A 16,760-nucleotide genomic window follows, 5' to 3' on the forward strand; every position below is an offset into this window, starting at 1 on the left:
GATGCCTTGGTGGTTCTGGATCCTGTTGTGGATCGCGCTCATTGCCCTTTCGTTGCTCCTCCACGTGACGCTGGGGTATCGGTTGTTCAGGAAATTCATGACAACTGTTCATGAATTGGCTGACGCAGGTAAACGTTTCAGCAACCTTCCACCGGTCCCGAAAACCTCCGATGTTGAAACGCCTGCGGACCGCCCTGAACCGGGTTCCGCCATTTTTGCCTCCCCGGAGCAGATGCGTCATGATTACCTGACGGCCAAAGCCTCCCGACAGGAAGTTCGGCGTCAAAAACGCGTCAAACGCAAAGCCGAGCGGGGTCAGCCACAATCCCTGCACGACATAGAATTCAGATAGACGTAGGATGTATCCAAAAGGAAAGGACCTCCCCACATGAGGCTCGAAGGCTGGCATCTCATCATCATCATCGTCCTGGCTCTGGTGCTTTTTGCCGCACCGAAGCTGCCGTCGATGGCGCGCAGCATTGGACAGTCGATGCGCATTTTCAAGTCTGAAGTCCGGGAAATGAAGAAGGACGGTTCTTCCGAAACGAAGGATACGCAGCAACCTTCCGACGCCGTTGAAGGCAAAGTGGTAGGGCACCCGGATGTGAAGGCACAGAACAACGGCGAAACCGACGTTCCGCCCGCTAACCGCGTCTAAGAAGAAGTGGTAGAAACGAAGGGGCGCAAGGCCAACCCCGAAGCCCGGATGGCGCTCCTTGACCACCTCAAGGAGCTCAGGAACCGGCTCTTCAAGGCTGCTATCGGCGTCATTGTCGGAACCGTGGTGGGCTTCATCGTCTACCAGCCGCTCCTTGAAGCGCTGATCAAGCCAATCAAGGACCTCAACGCCAAAGAGGGCAGGGCAGCCACCCTGAACTTTGACGGCGTGGCCAGTTCCTTTGACCTCATGGTCCAGGTGTCGGTGTTTCTTGGCGTGATAGTTTCCAGCCCCGTCTGGATTTATCAACTGTGGGCGTTCATTGTCCCCGGGCTTCACAAAAAGGAGCGCCGCCTGGCGCTGTCGTTTGTGGCGGCGGCAGTTCCCCTGTTCGTGGGTGGTGTCCTCCTCGCGTGGCTCGTGCTGCCCAACGCAGTGCGCGTGCTGACCGACTTCACCCCGATCGGCGGTTCAAACTTCATCAGCGCCGAGATCTACTTGGCGTTCGTCCTCCGGCTGTTGCTGGCTTTCGGTATCGCCTTCCTTGTTCCGGTGGTGCTGGTTGGCTTGAACCTCGCGGGAATCATCAAAGGTAAGCAACTCGTAAAGAGTTGGCGCATCACCATCTTCCTTGTGTGCCTTTTCGCGGCCATGGCCGCTCCGGGTGCCGACGCAATGAGTATGTTCTACCTGGCCGCCCCCATGTTGCTGCTGTTCTTCGCCGCCGTTGGACTGTGCCTCGTCAACGACAGGCGCCGGGAACGACGCTCCCTGAAGCGTGCTGCTGAGACTGAAGCCACTGCGGACATCGCCACCTCTGCCGCGGATCTGGAGAATCTCTAGACCTCGGCCTACTAGGCTTGAGGCATGTCCTCCACTTCCGGGTCTCCATCACCGTCCGACCGTTACCAGGCCGCAGCCCAGCGGGCGGCCGAGTCGAAAACGTATCTCGGATCCTTTGCCCGTTCGCTTGATTTCGAACTCGACGACTTCCAACGGGACGCGTGTCGCTCCCTTCAGGAGGGACGGGGAGTCCTGGTGGCCGCCCCGACCGGGGCCGGCAAGACAATCGTTGGCGAGTTTGCCATCTACCTTGCCTTGGAACGCGGCCTTAAGGCTTTCTACACCACCCCCATTAAGGCGTTGAGCAACCAGAAGTTCTCCGAATTGGCGGCCAAGTACGGTGCGGCCAATGTGGGACTGCTGACCGGTGACACCACCATCAACGGCGATGCTCCTGTGGTGGTCATGACCACCGAGGTCCTTCGGAACATGTTGTACGCCGATTCGGAGACGCTCGGTGATTTGGGCTTCGTGGTGATGGATGAGGTCCACTACCTGGCGGATCGCTTCCGCGGGGCGGTGTGGGAAGAAGTCATCATCCACTTGCCCAGCGAGGTACAGGTTGCTTCCTTGAGCGCTACAGTCTCCAACGCCGAGGAATTTGGCGCGTGGCTGGACACCGTCAGGGGCGACACCGACGTCATTGTCTCGGAGCACCGGCCCGTTCCACTCTGGCAGCACGTCATGGTGGGCCGCGAGATCGTTGATCTATTTGCCGGGGACACTACGTTCGATGAAATAGCTCCAGCCGTGCCGGGCCCACTGGACCCCGAGGTGCCTGATCTCTCCGAGAACGCCGAGATCCCTGTCGAGCCAAGCGGCCCCCAACGCCGCAAAGTGTCTTCCGCGCGCTCCGCATCGACCAAGGCGAGCCAAAGCCTCGTTAGCCGGGAATTTGAAGTGAACCCCGACCTCCTGGCCATGGCACGCTCGGAAAGCAGGATGAACTCAGCCGGCCGATACGGGCACGGGGGCCGGAGCCGGCGCCGCCAGGACCGCTCCAGGGATGAGCGGCAACAGTCCGAGCAACGCAGCCCGGTCCGCAAAGCCAGCCGCCCCCAGGTGATCGAAAGCCTGCGTCGCCAGGATCTGCTGCCTGCCATCACCTTCATCTTCTCCAGGGCGGGCTGTGACGCCGCGGTTGCCCAGTGCGCGGCATCGGGGTTGTGGCTCACAACCGAGCGCGAGCAACAGATCATTGCCCAGCGCGTGGACGAAGCAAGCCACGAAATTCCTGCAGACGACCTCGATGTCCTTGGCTTTTGGAGCTGGCGGGACGGCCTGGTCAGGGGCTTCGCCGCCCATCATGCCGGCATGCTCCCTACCTTCAAGGAGGTAGTGGAAAAGCTCTTCGCAGACGGTCTGGTCAAAGCCGTGTTCGCAACAGAAACACTCGCTTTGGGCGTCAACATGCCGGCGCGCTGCGTGGTCCTGGAAAAGCTCGAGAAGTTTAACGGCGAAGCGCACGTCAACATCACCGCGGGGGAGTACACCCAGCTCACGGGTCGCGCTGGTCGACGCGGCATCGACGTCGAGGGCCATGCCGTGGTGCTGTGGCAGCCCGGAACTGATCCCACCGCCGTCGCAGGCCTTGCTTCGCGGCGCACCTATCCCTTGAACTCCAGCTTCCGCCCCACGTACAACATGAGCATCAACCTGATCGCCCAGTTTGGTCGTGTGCGGGCGCGTGAAATCCTTGAATCGTCCTTCGCGCAGTTCCAGGCTGACCGATCCGTCGTGGGCCTCGCCCGGCAGGTGCGCGGCCGTGAGGAGTCATTGGCCGGGTATGCAAAGTCCATGCAATGCCATTTGGGGGACTTTACCGAGTACTCCAAGCTCCGCCGCGACCTCAGCGATGCCGAGAACTTCGCGGCCCGGGATAACCAGCGTGCCCGCCGCTCCCATGTAACGGACTCGTTGACACGGTTGATCCCTGGGGATGTCATCAGCATCTACAGCGGCAGATTGGCTGGGCACGCAGTGGTCCTCGAGGTGGATCGGAATGCCCGCGAACCAAGGCCCTCGGTGCTGACATCCGATAACCAGCTCCGGCGCATCGGTGTCCACGACCTGGAGGGGCCCGTGTCACCGGTTACCCGCATCAGGATCCCCAAATCCTTCAATTCCAAAGTACCCAAGGCCAGGCGGGACCTTGCCGCGGCCATGCGTCATGCCATCAGTGAGGACGTACCCCAGAGCCGTCGCAACAGCAGGCACGAGGACTTCGGTTTGGGTGCCCGGCTCCCGGACCAGGAAAAAAAGATTGCGGATCTCCGGCGTGCATTGCGCGCCCACCCCTGCCACGGATGCAGCGAACGTGAGGACCACGCCCGCTGGTCGGAGCGCTGGTGGAAACTACGCAAGGAAACCGATGGATTGGTTCGCCAGATCCAAGGCCGGACCAACACTATCGCCAAGACGTTCGACCGTGTCTGCGACGTCCTCTCGGCCTATGGTTACCTGGAGACCGACGACGCTGGTCATGTGACGATCAGCGCTGATGGCCAGCGTCTCCGCCGCATCTACGGAGAAAAGGACCTCCTTATCTCCCAGTCGGTCCGGCAGGGCGCCATCAACGACCTTGACGCCGCAGAGCTCGCCTCCCTGGCCAGCACTCTGGTGTACCAGGCCAAGCGCGAGGACCGCGGGCTCAGGCCGAAGATGCCCTCGGTTTCGCTCGAGTCGGCCGTGGACATCGTCGTGCGTGAGTGGTCACAGCTGGAGGACACGGAAGAACACCACAGGCTCCCGCTGACCGGGGAGCCGGAACTCGGACTGATGTGGCCCATGTACAAGTGGGCCAAGGGACGCCACCTCCAGGATGTCCTCAGCGGCACCGACCTAGCTGCCGGCGACTTCGTCCGATGGGCGAAGCAGGTAGTGGATCTCCTGGATCAACTGGCCAAAATTCCCCAACTGGACCCCCGCCTGTCCAGGATCTGCCGCGAGTCCATCGACCTGGTCCGGCGCGGCGTCGTGGCCTATTCCACCGTGGCCTGACGCCACCTCCATGAATTACCGTCTTCAACCGCTCAAGGAGCTCAACGCATGAACCAGCCAGGCGTGCCTGCCGGCCACGACCACCCAGGGACCGGCAAAAAGGTCACCATGTACCGCAATGGTTCGATCTATACAGCTGCGGATCCGTTTGCAACAGCCATGGTGGTTGACGGCGATACCGTTGCCTGGGTGGGCTCTGAGCAGGCTGCAACCTCCATTGCGGATTCATCAATGGACATCATTGACCTTCGCGGAGCCTTGCTGGCACCGGGCTTTGTCGACTCGCATGTGCACCTGACAGAAACCGGGCTGGCCCTGTCGGGCCTTCAGCTGGGCGCCGTGCGTTCGGCCAGGGAACTGCTCGACGCCGTTGCTTCCTCGGGTGGTACGGGAACAATCCTGGGCCACGGTTGGGACGAGACGCTGTGGGATGATCCCACGCTTCCTACCCTCGAAGAACTGGATCGCGCATCGGGGGGCCGCCATGTGTACCTCTCACGCATCGATGTCCACTCAGCCCTGATCTCGCCTTCGCTGGCTGCCGAGGCCAACGTAGCGGGACTGGACGGGTGGTCAGGAACCGCGCAGGCAGTGCGCGCGGCACACACGGCAGCCCGGCTAGCAGCCCGAAAGTTCCCGGAAGACCAGCGGCGCGCACATCAGCAGCGGGCCTTGATGGAAGCATCTGCCAACGGGTATGTGGCGTTGGCAGAGATGTCCGCACCCCACATCTGCGGCCCGGAAGACCTTCGCTTGGCGGCATCATGGAATGGGCAGCCGGGCAGTCCCGAGGTACTTCCGTACTGGGGTGAACTGGCTACCTCCGAAGAGCATGCCCGAAGCGTCCTGGCAGGCCTGGGTACCGATGTGAGGGGACTCGCCGGGGATCTCAACATGGACGGGTCCATTGGTTCAAGGACGGCCGCGTTGCTGGATGATTACTCTGATGCGCCCGGTCAACACGGCAGCCTGTACCTCGGGGTGGATGACGCAGCGAAGCACATCGCAGCTACGTCCTTGCTGGGCATCCAGGCAGGCTTCCACGTTATCGGCGACGCCGGACTGGCCGCGGTGCTGGACGCGCTGGACGTGGCCGCCGCCGAGGTGGGGGAGCAGCGCATCCGTGCCGCCGGCCACCGCCTGGAACATGTCGAGATGGCTGACCAGGCCGCCATCGACAGGCTGGCCAAGTACTCAATCACCGTCAGTGTGCAGCCGGGCTTCGACTCCGCGTGGGGTGCAGCTGGCGGCCTGTACTCGCAGCGCCTCGGCGCGCGAAGCCAATCCATGAATCCCTTCGCCTCCTTCTACGCCAGTGGAGTCCCCATTGCCTTTGGCAGTGACAGCCCGGTCACTCCGTTGCGCCCCTGGTCCAGCGTCCGCGCCTGTTTGGAGCACAGCAACCCCGAGCAGCGGATCTCAGCCAGGGCTGCGTTCCTTGGCCACACCCGGGCCGGCTGGCGGGCCACCAAGCATCGGAACCCCCTGATGGGCCAGCTCGTGCCCGGCGCCCCCGCCAGTTTCGCGGTGTGGGAAGTCGACGAACTCATGGTCCAGGTTGCTGATAGCAGGGTCCAGTCCTGGAGCACGGACCCCCGCGCGCGGACACCCCTGCTGCCTGCCCTGGACACCGGCACCGATCCGCGTTGCCTCCAGACTGTCCGGGAGGGACAGGAGCTGTTCGCCCATGAGGCACTCCGGTCCTAGCCGGCGAATTTTCCGTGGAGAGCGAGTGCTCTGAGCTGGGAATACAGACGGATCCGCAGGTCATTGACTGGTTGACAGCATGCTGTGAGTCCGTAGCATTGAGGCTCAACGGATGATCAACTTAGAGGCAGCACACGGAGCCTAACGGTCCAGCCGTGGCCGGTTTTCCATGTTGGCGGCACATGAGTGGGCAGATCCTCGGTGACCCAGAAAACAGTTTGTCCTGGACTTCGCTTCCCGACACTACTGGCCCTGGGCCTGCGGAGCTGCCCGCACATGTGTTCGGCGCCACAGCCGCCCGAGGAGGTCCCGGCGTCGTCCTATAATGGAGAGTTGCGCCAGAATGCCAGCCGACTGGCTGGTCCGGCACACTGACCGCTCCATCAAGGAAAGGCCTCTTCTTGCGTGTCCTGACGATCATTCCCACCTACAACGAGCTCGAATCGCTCCCCAAGACCCTCGGGCGCCTCCGCGCAGCAGTTCCCGATTCCGATGTCCTGGTGGTTGACGACAACAGCCCTGATGGCACGGGACAGTTGGCCGACGGCTTCGCCGCGGAGGACAGCAACGTCCATGTCCTTCATCGGAAGGGCAAGGAAGGCCTGGGGGCCGCCTACATCGCAGGCTTCAAATGGGGTCTCGCCGCTGGGTATGACATCCTGGTCGAAATGGACGCCGACGGTTCGCACCAGCCGGAGCAACTTCCCCTCCTCCTGGATGCCGTCAAGGACGGAGCAGACCTCGCCATGGGTTCCCGCTGGGTGGAAGGCGGCAGCGTCGTCAACTGGCCGCTCTACCGTCAGGCCATCTCCCGGATCGGCAGCACGTATGCGCGCATCATGCTGGGCGTCAAGATCAAGGACGTCACCGGGGGCTACCGCGCATTCCGTCGCAGCACCCTCGAAGCGCTGAAGCTGGACGAGGTCGAGTCGGTCGGTTACGGCTTCCAGGTTGACCTTGCCTGGCGCGTAGCCAAACTGGGCCTGCGCATCGAAGAGCGCCCCATCACGTTTGTGGAGCGCGAACTCGGTGCCTCGAAGATGAGCGGCAACATCGTTGTCGAGGCCATGATCAATGTCACCAGGTGGGGGCTGGCAGCACGCTGGGCCAAACTCACCCGGAAGTCGCAGGCGGTCACCAAGTAACCGCCACTGCACACCAAAAAGGCCGGCTCCGATTTCCCCTCAGGGAATCGGAGCCGGCCTTTGGTGTAGCTGGATTGCTATGCGGAGCGGCGTTCTCCACGGCGCTCACGCAGAATGTTCAAACGATCCTCAAGGATCTGCTCCAGTTCAGGAAGGCTGCGGCGCTCAAGGAGCATGTCCCAGTGCGTACGGACAGCTTTCTCGTTGGCATCCACGGGACGCTCGCCATCAACCAGGAGTGCTTCCTTGCCGGTCTTGGAAACCCAAACCGGGGGGATCTCGGCTTCTGAGGAGAAGGTCACGAAGACCTGCTCTCCATCTTCGCAACGGTACTCGACCCGCTGGCGCGGTGCCGGCTCAACACCGGATTCGGTTTCCATGCTCTGGGCGCCAAGACGCATACCCCGCAGGCTGCGATCGCTCATGATTACTCCCTCTGTCTGTTCGCGGAGCAGTAACCCCGCGCTAGCCGTAAGCCGTTTTCACGATCCTTACGGACTACTTCTGCACACCTTGCATCACTAATTGCAACGCCTGGCAAAGCTTTTATGTTCCATCCACGCTGAACCAGCCGGACAAATATCCCATTATACGCGGATCGGCGCTCCGTACTCAAAAGGGGCTGGACGCGACGAACGGCCAGCCACTGGGGCTGGCCGTTCGTCGCGTGTTGGCACTGCGTTTACTCGGCGCTCCGGGACGGCGCCACCGGTGCAGTCTCGGCGGACTTGGCTTGTTCGTTGCCGCCAAAGAGACCAGCTACAGGAGACTCTCCCGTAGCGCCCCCGAGGGCACCGCCGATTCCCTTGAGTGCCTCGCCGACTTCGCTGGGAATGATCCACAGCTTGTTGGAGCTGCCCTCGGCAAGCTTGGGAAGCGTCTGCAGGTATTGGTACGCCAACAGCTTTTGGTCCGGGTTCCCCTTGTGTATCGCGTCGAACACCTTCTGGATGGCCTGGGCTTCACCGTCGGCGCGGAGGATAGCAGCCTTCGCATCACCTTCGGCGGCGAGGATAGCGGCTTGGCGCTGGCCTTCCGCTGTCAGGATCTGCGACTGCTTGGTGCCCTCGGCGGTCAGGATGGCCGCACGACGGTCACGTTCGGCGCGCATCTGCTTTTCCATCGAATCCTGGATCGAGTGGGGCGGATCAATGGCCTTGAGCTCGACCCGGGAAACGCGGATTCCCCAACGGCCTGTTGCCTCGTCCAATACACCACGGAGTTGGCCGTTGATCTGGTCGCGGGACGTCAGTGCCTCTTCGAGGTTGAGGCCACCCACCACGTTACGCAGCGTGGTAGTAGTCAGCTGCTCCACAGCCTGGATGTAGTTGGCGATTTCGTAGGTAGCCGCCCTGGGATCGGTGACCTGGAAGTACACCACGGTGTCGATCGAGACCACCAGGTTGTCTTCGGTAATGACCGGCTGAGGCGGGAACGACACGACCTGCTCGCGCAGGTCCAGCAACGGCAGGAGCCGGTCGACGAACGGGATCAGGATGGTGAGTCCCGGATTGAGCGTGCGCTGGTACTTACCAAGCCGTTCAACGACGCCGGCGCGCGCCTGCGGGATGATCCTCACCGAGCGGACCAACACTATGATCACAAAAATGACGAGAACAATCAGCACAATTGCTGCTGCTGTTCCTCCTAAGCCGTCCATACATCTCCTTCGTTCCCCAATTGCGTGGTTTGATGCCGCTGTGCACGGGTGTCCCCGCCGGCCCGGTAACCGGCTGGCGGGCGTCGCGCGCTAGAGCGGGCTGTTTTCGGCAGACGTGGCGACCACTGCCGTCGCGCCGTCGATTCTGGTGACCTGGACTGTCTTTCCGGCGTCCAGGGTGCCGGCGGCGCTGCGGGCAGTCCAAACGTCGCCGCCTATTTTGACGAGTCCACTGGTGCCCGTAACGGCTTCAATGACCAGGGCAGGTTGTCCGATCAGGCGGTCGATGTTGGAACGCTGCTCTCCGGGCCCCTTGTGCAGGTGCCTCAGGGCAACGGGTCGCAGGAAGACGATCATCAAGAGGGAAACCACGCAGAAGACGACGATTTGCAGCCATAGTTCGGCACCGGCGAAGTCGGCCACCAGGCCTGCAAGGGCTCCGCCGCCCAGCATGATGAAGAAGAGGTCGAGAGTCAGCATCTCCACCACTGCAAACGCGAGGAAGAGGGTGAGCCACAATGCCCACCAATTCTCGCCGAGCCATTCGAACATCGGTTCCCCCTTGGTCCCGGACCCCTTCAGGAGGGATCACAGTCGCTGTTCTTCCATCCTAGCCCGGCGCGCCCTCCCACGTCAGGACACGGTGAACACGCTGATCCGGAACATGGCGGTGGTGGAAACGGAACCGTCGAAGGCGGCCAGTTCAGCCAACCGGACGGGGGTCAGGTGGTGCCCCGCAGGTCCCATGAAAGCAAGGTCCGCCATCTCCGGCCCGCGCAGTGTCAGCGGGATATCCAGGTCCGTACTGGACGTTGACGTGAAATGCCCACGCAAGGACTCGGCAAGCCGTTCCGCTTTGCCTTCTTCAATTCCAAGCATGCCCGCGCGCTCGGCGATCCCCTCGAGGTGGCCAGGCCGGGGAGTCACTACCACGAGTGTCCCCCCGGGACGGAGGACACGGGCGAACTCCGCCGGATTCCTCGGCGCAAAGACCACCATGACGGCGTCCACGGTGTCATCCGCCAGCGGCAAGGGGCGCCAGATGTCCCAGACGAGGTTGGCCACGTCCGGATTCAGCCGGGCAGCCCGCCGAAGCGCGAACTTGGAGATGTCCAGGCCTACGGCAGAAGCGCTGGATCCCTGTATGGCCCGATGCAGGTAATGGCCCGTTCCCGTCCCAGCGTCAAGGACCAGGGACTCCGGTCCGTGGAGCACGGTCCGCACCGACTTCGAAACTGCCTCTGCAAGATCGTCATAGTGTCCCGCATCAAGGAAACGCTGCCGTGCTGCAACCATGGCGGCGGAATCGGCTTCGAACACCGTGCCTTTGCCGGTCAGCAGGTTGAAGTATCCCTGCCGTGCCGCATCGAAAAGGTGCCCGCAAGGGCAAGAAAGGGTCCTTAGCGGCTTCTCAAGGAGCCGGAACGGCCTCTGGCAAACAGGACAGCGGAGGGCCGCAACGGCATCAGGCAACATGGCTCCAATCCTACGGCGGGCCGGAGTGTCTGGTGCCGGCGCCGCAGCCGTCGGGCTAGGCTCACCAACGTGAAACCAGAGCAACTGCCTTTGCTGAACTCCGTGTCCGCCCCCGCAATCCACCCTGATGGCAGCAAAGCCGTCGTGTCCGTCACCAGGCCCGACTTCGAAGCGGACAGCTACGTGGGACAGCTCTGGACGGTTCCCCTGGACAGCAAAAAACACTCACGCCGGATCACCCGTGGGTTCCGAGACACCTCCCCGGCGTTTTCGCCCGACGGCCTGGTCCTGGCCTTCATCCGCAGCGAAGCCGACGGCAAACCTCAACTGTTCGTCGTTGAAGCGGCCGGCGGGGAGCCCCAGCGGATCACGGACCAACCGCTGGGAGTCTCCGGCTTCAGGTGGGCGCCGGACTCCCACCGCATTGCCTTCACCTCGCGCGTACCGAAGCAGGGGCGCTACGGAACGGTCGACGGCGTCGGTTCCGGAGCTGAGGACGCCCGCCTGGTCACTGCAAACCAGTACAGGATGAACGGGCTCGGCTATACCGCCGACCAGCGCCAGCAACTGTTCATTGTGGAGGTACCGGAGCTGGGCGGCGAACCGGCCGTCACCCCGCGGGGCAGGGCTGCCCACGATCAGCCGCAGCCTCCCTCTACGGGAATTCCAGCCGCAAAGCAGCTCACGTTCGGCGATTCCGACCACGAGTCCCCGGCCTTCTCGGCAGACGGCAGGGACCTGTTCTTCGTGGCTGCGCTCCATGAAGGACACGACGACGACCTCGTCACCTCCGTGTACCGAATCGCCACCCACGGAGGCCAGCCGACCGCCGTCGAACCTTCCAACGCCGGACTGCAGACCGTGACGGACGTCCTCGCATCCGCCGACGGCAAGTGGCTGTTCTATCTTGCGCAGGATATGGGTGACACGGGCCGGGACTTCGTCGCGCGCAACACTGCGCTCCACGTCATGCCCGTCGGCGGGGGAGAGGCAGTAACCCTGACCGACGTCGAACATTTGGACGTGTCGGGACCGTTGGAGCCCAGTGGTCCTGACAGTGTGCTGGTCCTGAACAACGCGCTGGGCAGCGTTGAACTCTTGGAAGTGTCTGCCGGAGGAGCAATCACCCCGCTGGTGCACGGGGCCAGGGTCGTCCTCGGCGCCACGGTGGCAGCGAACGGTGAAATCGCGGTCAGCTTCTCCGACGCCGCCACAGTGGGCGACGTCGCAACCTTGGAACGCGGTGAAATCCGTCTCCTCACGGACTTCTCGGCCACACTCCGGAACGAGTCGCGGGTTATTGAGCCCAGGGAATTCGAGGCACCTTCCGGAGACGGGCACCCTGTCCAGGGCTGGGTTGTGCTACCAGACGGGCCCGGCCCACACCCGGTCCTCCTCAACATCCACGGCGGGCCCTTTGCCCAGTACACCGGAGCGTTCTTCGACGAGGCACAGGTATATGCTGCCGCCGGTTACGCCGTGGTGATGTGCAACCCCCGCGGTTCGTCCGGCTATGGCCAAGCCCACGGACGTGCACTCAAGGAACGCATGGGCACCGTTGACATGCAGGATGTCCTCGCTTTCCTTGACGCCGCTTTGGCTGGCTTCGGCGCCCTGGATAAGGAGCGGGTGGGAATCATGGGAGGCTCATACGGCGGTTTCCTGACCGCATGGATCATCGCGCATGACCACCGGTTCAAGGCCGCGATCGTTGAACGCGGATACCTGGACCCTGTCAGCTTCGCCGGTTCCTCTGACATTGGCTGGTTCTTCGGCGCGGAATACACCGGAGGGACGGCCGCACGGATGGCGGCGCAAAGTCCTATGGCTGTTGTCACTGACGTCCGCACTCCCACCCTCGTGGTGCACAGCGAGAATGATCTTCGTTGCCCCATTGAGCAGGGACAGCGCTACTACTCGCAGCTCAAGGCGCAAGGGGTGGAAACAGCCCTGCTGGTCTTCCCTGGTGAGGATCACGAACTGTCCCGTTCCGGCACCCCGCATCATCGGAAGCAGCGCTTCGACCACATCCTTCGCTGGTGGGCGCGGTACCTTCCCACGGCTTCCAATCACCTCGCGGATTAGGTCTTTGCCGCGTCCCGGGGCCGGTTCCGGGTCAGGGCTGGAAACCGAGAGTCCTGCGTGCTTCATCGATATCCGGTGCAGCCCACCGCGCTGAATGCTCCGCATTGCTGGACAGTGACCGTAATTCGGCACGGTCCAGGTAAAGGGTTCCGTGGAGGTGGTCCGTTTCATGTTGCACGATGCGGGCCTGCCACCCGGAGAACCACTCTTCCACGGGCTCGCCGGCCGTATCCGTGTATCGCAACTCGACGTTCCGATGGCGTTTCACCACAGCCTGGTATCCGGCGACAGAAAGGCACCCCTCGAAGAATGAGGCCGTCTCCGATCCCAGGGGCTTGTACGTCGGGTTGATGATGGCGAAGAACTCCAGCTGCTCCCGGTGCCGCACAGCTGCTGACGCCGGATCAACCTCGTATTTGTCCTCAAGGACGGCCAGTTGAAGGGGGATGCCCAACTGCGGGGCAGCCAAGCCCACGCCCGGAGCGTCATGCATGACCTCACGCATCCGATCAACGAGTGCCAGCAACTCAACGTCGTCGATCTGGCCATCAAAGGGGGCCGCAACATGACGCAGGACAGGATGACCCGCCTGGACAATTGCCGGAAGCCCCTCTGCGTCAAGCAGCCTTCGGACAGCATCCCTGATCTGCGTGGGGTTGAAGTCGGTGGCGGGGCTGGGCGCCTCGGGATGAGGTTGATGCGTCATGCCTTGAGCCTAGCGCGGAGGTGTCCGCGACGGTGGGCTAGGCTCGACGGATGAGCCATTCCACTCCTTTGGACCAGGTCCTTGCCTTCGTCAGGACCGTAGAAGCCGGCGGCGGGGCTGCAGAACTGCGGCCGTTCCTCGCCGAGGACTTCACGCTCACCGAGTGGCCACACGCACTGTCCAAATCAGGTTCCACCCGCAACCTGGCCGAGACGCTCTCCGGGGCGGACCACAGCAAAGACATCGTTGCCAAGCAAACATTCGACGTTGTCCGGACCACCTGCCAGGGTGACCGGGTCGTGCTCGAAATGAATTGGTCGGCCACACTGCTTCTTGACCTTCCCCATTGGGATCGCGGCGACACTATCCGGGCCCGCAGCACGGCCGTCTTCGAGCTCCGCGACGGGCTCATCATCAGCCAGGACACCTACGACTGCTACTACACCGCGCCGGAATAATCAGCGCATGGTGAAGCGCCGCTCCACCAGCGCTGCCACAGCAGGAAGCTCCAAAGCCGCAGCAAAAAGCCTGTTCCGGGTTTCCATGACGGCCGGAGGCAGCGGCCTGCCCAGCGCCATGTTCAAGCCGGCCTGCCGCGAAGCCCGTAACGCTGTCCTGCGCCTGGTTACCTCAAACCGTGCAAGCCGACGCCCAACATCATTCCCCATGAGGGAAGCGTGCATTATTGGCGCGAGTTCCGCCGCATCCAGCCATCCCAGGTTCATGCCCTGCCCACCAATCGGACTGATCTCATGGGCGGCGTCACCGAGCAAGACCACCCGGCCGTGAACCATCCTCCGTACCAGGCGGGACCGTACTTCAAAGGCACTGATCATGGTGTTGCTGGCCGGGTCAAGCACCTCGCCGGTCCTGGCCCCCACCAGACCGGCCAGCCCGGCCGCCGTCGAGCCTTGATCCGGTTCACCCAACCGCACCACCCACCTTCGCACCCCGCCCGGCAGCGAAAACGACTCCACAATCCCTTCGGGTTCCAAATACAGCACCGCATCGGAGCCATGACCGGTGGCGTCAGAGAAGTCACCCATGATGTAGCTGTCCGGGTAGCTGCGTGCCGGCAGTTCCGGCAGAATCTGCCGGCGAACAGTTGAATGGGCACCGTCGGCGGCTACCACCAGGCGGGCCGTGAACTTTTTCTCTCCGGCGGGTATGGCCGCAGCCACCTCCACCACTCCTGAACTGTCCTCGACGAGGCTCATGACGTCGGCCCCGCGGATGATCGCTCCAGGATCAAGGCGCACTACGGCCTCCTCCAGGACCTTTTCGGTGAGGGGCTGCGGTACGGCGAGGATAAACGGAAAGTCGGGATCGCCGGAGAACGGCAGTTCGGCCACCCGCTTTCCGCGGCTGTACGCAAGTCCACGACGGATATGAACTCCGGCCTCTGTCAGTTCAGCCGCCACTCCTGCGCGTGCCAGCTGGCCCAGCGCCGGGGGGTGGATGCCGATGGCGCGGGACCGATGGCTCCGGGCGGGCCGCCGTTCCAGAATCCTGACCGTATGCCCCTGTTGCAGCAACAAGGCGCCCATGAACAGGCCTACGGGCCCGGCGCCGACCACCACAACGTCAAACACTTTCGCCCTCCTGACTGGCGCCTGCGGCATCGTAGACGAGCAGGGTGTGCCAGGGGCCGTTGGCTTCCACCGTCCAGTTGCCGGGAACGGCTGCCCTCAGTTCCGCACGGGTATAGCTGCGTTTGATGGACACCAGGCCGTCCCCGCAGATGTAGGAGCCGAGGCCCAGGGGCCAAAAGCCCGCCATGAACAGCAGGGAGGAGATATTGCTGCGTACCAGATCGTTGTGGAGGACGAGTCGCCGGCCCAGGAGCTCTGAGTCCCGTAGCACTCCGGCGAGCTGATCGGCGTCGAGGTGGTGAAGGATGTGGTTGGACATCACGACGTCGAAGGTCCTGCCCTCGGCTACCAGCTGGGAGCTGTGCGCACGCCGGTAGGTGACACCCTCGACGCGGGGCGCATGGAGGGCAAATTCGTGCGCCCGAAGGTCCGGGTCGATCGCAGTCACCTCGAGCCGGAACCCATCGCGTTGCGCCCATCGCGCCAGGCTCCGGGCAACGTCACCGCTGCCGCAGCCGACATCCAGCAATGACACCGGATCCGTCGTGGACATCAAGGGCCGGATCCGTTGCACATAGGTGCGATGCCAGCCGGACAAGAGACTGTTGACCACCGGAAAGCGCGCGTAAGTCCGGTTCAGGCGCACGGGATCGCAATCCGGCCTGTCCATTTCCTCTACGGCCTGCAGGTCCCTGTCCTTAAAGGAACCCCACGGGCTCACAGTGCGGGGGAGACCAGCGTGAAGAGGCCAGTTTCCACCGTCAGGCCTGGACCAAACGCCATGGAGCAGATGCGTTCCTCACGTTCGGCTGCGTCCTGTTCCAACATGTACTTCAGGACGAACAGGACGGTGGCGCTGCTCATGTTGCCGTACTCCCGCAGGGTCTCGCGGGCCGGAACCAACTGCTCTTGGGTGAGTTCAAGCTTTGACTCGACCTTGTCCAGGATGCTGCGTCCACCCGGGTGGATGGCCCAGTGCGTGATGTCGCGGTAGGGCAGGCCTGCCAATTGGGGTTCCTTGGCCAGCAGCGGCTCCAGCGCCCCAGTGATGTGTTCCTCGATGATGTGGGGTACGTAGGACCCCAAGACCATTTCGAAACCTTCGTCGCCTATGTTCCAGGCCATCGCTTCTTCGCCCACAGGGGTGAGGACGGTCTCGAAGTGGTCCAGCCTGATGACCGGATCCGGGCCTTCCGGTTCACGGGCGGTGACGATGGCGGCGGCGGCTCCATCACCAAAAATGGCCGAACCCATGATCGTGTCGGGATCATTGGAGGTCCTGACGTGCAGCGAACAGAGTTCCACGCAGATCACCAGGACCACGGCCCCAGGGTCAGCCTGGCAGAATTGCTTCGCCGCCTTGAGCGCCGGGAACGCTGCATAGCAGCCCATGAAGCCCAGGTGGTAGCGCTGTACAGCGGGGTTCAAGCCCAGTGCCCGCACGACTTTGTAGTCCGGTCCGGGATTGAAGAATCCTGTGCACGAAACGGTGATGACATGGGTGATATCGTCCAGGTCGATTCCGGCGGCCCGGGCCACCGCTGACTTGCCGGCCTCCACGAAGAGCTTGGTGGCCTCGGTGGCAAAGATCTCGTTGCGGACCTTGGTGCTGGGGCTCAGCACCATGTTCGTTTCCGGGTCGAAGAACCTGGGATTCTCCGGATGAGAGTCCAGGCTGAGTTCTTCCACGGCCGTATAGCGGGTGTCGATCGCGGCAGAGTCAAAGCACGTGGAGACAAGCCGTGTTCCGAGCCGGGTCAGGCCCGGTTGGGACGCAAAAACCTCCCGTGCTTCCTGCTGGACAAGGATAGTTGGCGGAACTGCGGTTTCGAGGGACCTCACATATACCGGCATGCTCCATTCTTAGCGAGTAATGCGTGGAAGACAA

The 16,760-nt window shown here is 62.9% G+C and carries 16 protein-coding genes; 8 read left to right on the forward strand and 8 right to left on the reverse strand.

All coding sequences use genetic code 11. The features are described 5' to 3' along the window. The first annotated feature begins 1 nt into the window (after nt 1). From LRQ04_RS19850 to LRQ04_RS19875, 6 genes are all read left to right on the forward strand, one after another. On the forward strand, nt 2-352 hold the full coding sequence (locus LRQ04_RS19850; RefSeq protein ID WP_235522028.1) for a hypothetical protein: 351 nt from the start codon (nt 2-4) through the stop codon (nt 350-352). Between the two features lie 36 nt (nt 353-388). Further along, nucleotides 389-658 carry a Sec-independent protein translocase subunit TatA gene (gene tatA / locus LRQ04_RS19855; protein ID WP_235522029.1) on the forward strand — a complete coding sequence of 90 codons (270 nt, stop codon included), beginning with the start codon at nt 389-391 and terminating at the stop codon, nt 656-658. A 6-nt stretch (nt 659-664) separates the two neighbouring features. After that, the gene (tatC, locus tag LRQ04_RS19860; protein WP_235522030.1) at nt 665-1,501 is read left to right on the forward strand and encodes a twin-arginine translocase subunit TatC; all 837 of its coding nucleotides are present in this window, start codon (nt 665-667) and stop codon (nt 1,499-1,501) included. A 24-nt stretch (nt 1,502-1,525) separates the two neighbouring features. After that, nucleotides 1,526-4,501 (forward strand): RNA helicase, encoded by a 2,976-nt coding sequence (locus LRQ04_RS19865; protein WP_235522031.1) that lies wholly within the window; start codon nt 1,526-1,528, stop codon nt 4,499-4,501. A 48-nt stretch (nt 4,502-4,549) separates the two neighbouring features. Beyond that, nucleotides 4,550-6,208, forward strand: a complete 1,659-nt coding sequence (locus tag LRQ04_RS19870) for an amidohydrolase (RefSeq protein ID WP_235522032.1) — start codon at nt 4,550-4,552, stop codon at nt 6,206-6,208. 401 nt (nt 6,209-6,609) lie between these two features. Beyond that, a complete protein-coding gene (locus LRQ04_RS19875; protein WP_235522033.1) occupies nt 6,610-7,353 on the forward strand; it encodes a polyprenol monophosphomannose synthase in 744 nt (247 codons plus the stop codon). A gap of 77 nt (nt 7,354-7,430) precedes the next feature. Here the strand turns inward: LRQ04_RS19875 and LRQ04_RS19880 are convergent, their stop codons facing one another. The 4 genes from LRQ04_RS19880 to LRQ04_RS19895 form a co-directional block, all read right to left on the reverse strand. Beyond that, on the reverse strand, nt 7,431-7,778 hold the full coding sequence (locus tag LRQ04_RS19880) for an RNA polymerase-binding protein RbpA (RefSeq protein WP_011774875.1): 348 nt from the start codon (nt 7,776-7,778) through the stop codon (nt 7,431-7,433). Nucleotides 7,779-8,035: 257 nt separating this feature from the next. Further along, nucleotides 8,036-9,013, reverse strand: a complete 978-nt coding sequence (locus tag LRQ04_RS19885; RefSeq protein ID WP_235522034.1) for an SPFH domain-containing protein — start codon at nt 9,011-9,013, stop codon at nt 8,036-8,038. 90 nt (nt 9,014-9,103) lie between these two features. After that, the gene (locus LRQ04_RS19890; protein ID WP_235522035.1) at nt 9,104-9,565 is read right to left on the reverse strand and encodes an NfeD family protein; all 462 of its coding nucleotides are present in this window, start codon (nt 9,563-9,565) and stop codon (nt 9,104-9,106) included. An 81-nt stretch (nt 9,566-9,646) separates the two neighbouring features. After that, a complete protein-coding gene (locus LRQ04_RS19895; protein ID WP_235522036.1) occupies nt 9,647-10,489 on the reverse strand; it encodes a methyltransferase domain-containing protein in 843 nt (280 codons plus the stop codon). Between the two features lie 69 nt (nt 10,490-10,558). Between LRQ04_RS19895 and LRQ04_RS19900 the strand changes: the two genes are divergently transcribed. Beyond that, nucleotides 10,559-12,574: a S9 family peptidase gene (locus LRQ04_RS19900; protein ID WP_235522037.1), complete on the forward strand. Its 2,016-nt coding sequence runs from the start codon at nt 10,559-10,561 to the stop codon at nt 12,572-12,574. A gap of 31 nt (nt 12,575-12,605) precedes the next feature. On the opposite strand, the gene LRQ04_RS19905 is transcribed toward LRQ04_RS19900, so the two are convergent. Beyond that, nucleotides 12,606-13,280 carry a peptide deformylase gene (locus LRQ04_RS19905; RefSeq protein ID WP_235522038.1) on the reverse strand — a complete coding sequence of 225 codons (675 nt, stop codon included), beginning with the start codon at nt 13,278-13,280 and terminating at the stop codon, nt 12,606-12,608. A 50-nt stretch (nt 13,281-13,330) separates the two neighbouring features. On the opposite strand from LRQ04_RS19905, the gene LRQ04_RS19910 reads away from it, so the two are divergent. Continuing rightward, the gene (locus LRQ04_RS19910; protein WP_235522039.1) at nt 13,331-13,738 is read left to right on the forward strand and encodes a nuclear transport factor 2 family protein; all 408 of its coding nucleotides are present in this window, start codon (nt 13,331-13,333) and stop codon (nt 13,736-13,738) included. Here the strand turns inward: LRQ04_RS19910 and LRQ04_RS19915 are convergent, their stop codons facing one another. The 3 genes from LRQ04_RS19915 to LRQ04_RS19925 are packed head-to-tail and all read right to left on the reverse strand — an operon-like array spanning nt 13,739 to nt 16,726. Then, nucleotides 13,739-14,872, reverse strand: coding sequence for an NAD(P)/FAD-dependent oxidoreductase (locus tag LRQ04_RS19915; RefSeq protein ID WP_235522040.1), 1,134 nt, complete (start codon nt 14,870-14,872; stop codon nt 13,739-13,741). Beyond that, on the reverse strand, nt 14,865-15,593 hold the full coding sequence (locus tag LRQ04_RS19920; RefSeq protein ID WP_235522041.1) for a class I SAM-dependent methyltransferase: 729 nt from the start codon (nt 15,591-15,593) through the stop codon (nt 14,865-14,867). Before LRQ04_RS19920 ends, LRQ04_RS19915 begins: the two co-directional genes overlap by 8 nt. Then, nucleotides 15,590-16,726 (reverse strand): type III polyketide synthase, encoded by a 1,137-nt coding sequence (locus LRQ04_RS19925; protein WP_235522042.1) that lies wholly within the window; start codon nt 16,724-16,726, stop codon nt 15,590-15,592. The genes LRQ04_RS19920 and LRQ04_RS19925 overlap by 4 nt, the downstream gene beginning before the upstream one ends. Nucleotides 16,727-16,760 lie beyond the last annotated feature (34 nt).

Origin of the sequence: Paenarthrobacter sp. AR 02 (assembly GCF_021538675.1) — a bacterium.
Taxonomy (GTDB): Bacteria; Actinomycetota; Actinomycetes; order Actinomycetales; family Micrococcaceae; genus Arthrobacter.

What these genes read in the sequence shown, in the direction of transcription:
- LRQ04_RS19880 (WP_011774875.1), bottom strand. Translation starts at nt 7,778, where the DNA reads ATGAGCGATCGCAGCCTGCGGGGTATGCGTCTTGGCGCCCAGAGCATG.
- LRQ04_RS19925 (WP_235522042.1), bottom strand. Translation starts at nt 16,726, where the DNA reads ATGCCGGTATATGTGAGGTCCCTCGAAACCGCAGTTCCGCCAACTATC.
- LRQ04_RS19885 (WP_235522034.1), bottom strand. Translation starts at nt 9,013, where the DNA reads ATGGACGGCTTAGGAGGAACAGCAGCAGCAATTGTGCTGATTGTTCTC.
- LRQ04_RS19850 (WP_235522028.1), top strand. Translation starts at nt 2, where the DNA reads ATGCCTTGGTGGTTCTGGATCCTGTTGTGGATCGCGCTCATTGCCCTT.
- tatA (WP_235522029.1), top strand. Translation starts at nt 389, where the DNA reads ATGAGGCTCGAAGGCTGGCATCTCATCATCATCATCGTCCTGGCTCTG.
- LRQ04_RS19905 (WP_235522038.1), bottom strand. Translation starts at nt 13,280, where the DNA reads ATGACGCATCAACCTCATCCCGAGGCGCCCAGCCCCGCCACCGACTTC.
- LRQ04_RS19870 (WP_235522032.1), top strand. Translation starts at nt 4,550, where the DNA reads ATGAACCAGCCAGGCGTGCCTGCCGGCCACGACCACCCAGGGACCGGC.
- LRQ04_RS19895 (WP_235522036.1), bottom strand. Translation starts at nt 10,489, where the DNA reads ATGTTGCCTGATGCCGTTGCGGCCCTCCGCTGTCCTGTTTGCCAGAGG.
- LRQ04_RS19890 (WP_235522035.1), bottom strand. Translation starts at nt 9,565, where the DNA reads ATGTTCGAATGGCTCGGCGAGAATTGGTGGGCATTGTGGCTCACCCTC.
- LRQ04_RS19865 (WP_235522031.1), top strand. Translation starts at nt 1,526, where the DNA reads ATGTCCTCCACTTCCGGGTCTCCATCACCGTCCGACCGTTACCAGGCC.
- LRQ04_RS19910 (WP_235522039.1), top strand. Translation starts at nt 13,331, where the DNA reads ATGAGCCATTCCACTCCTTTGGACCAGGTCCTTGCCTTCGTCAGGACC.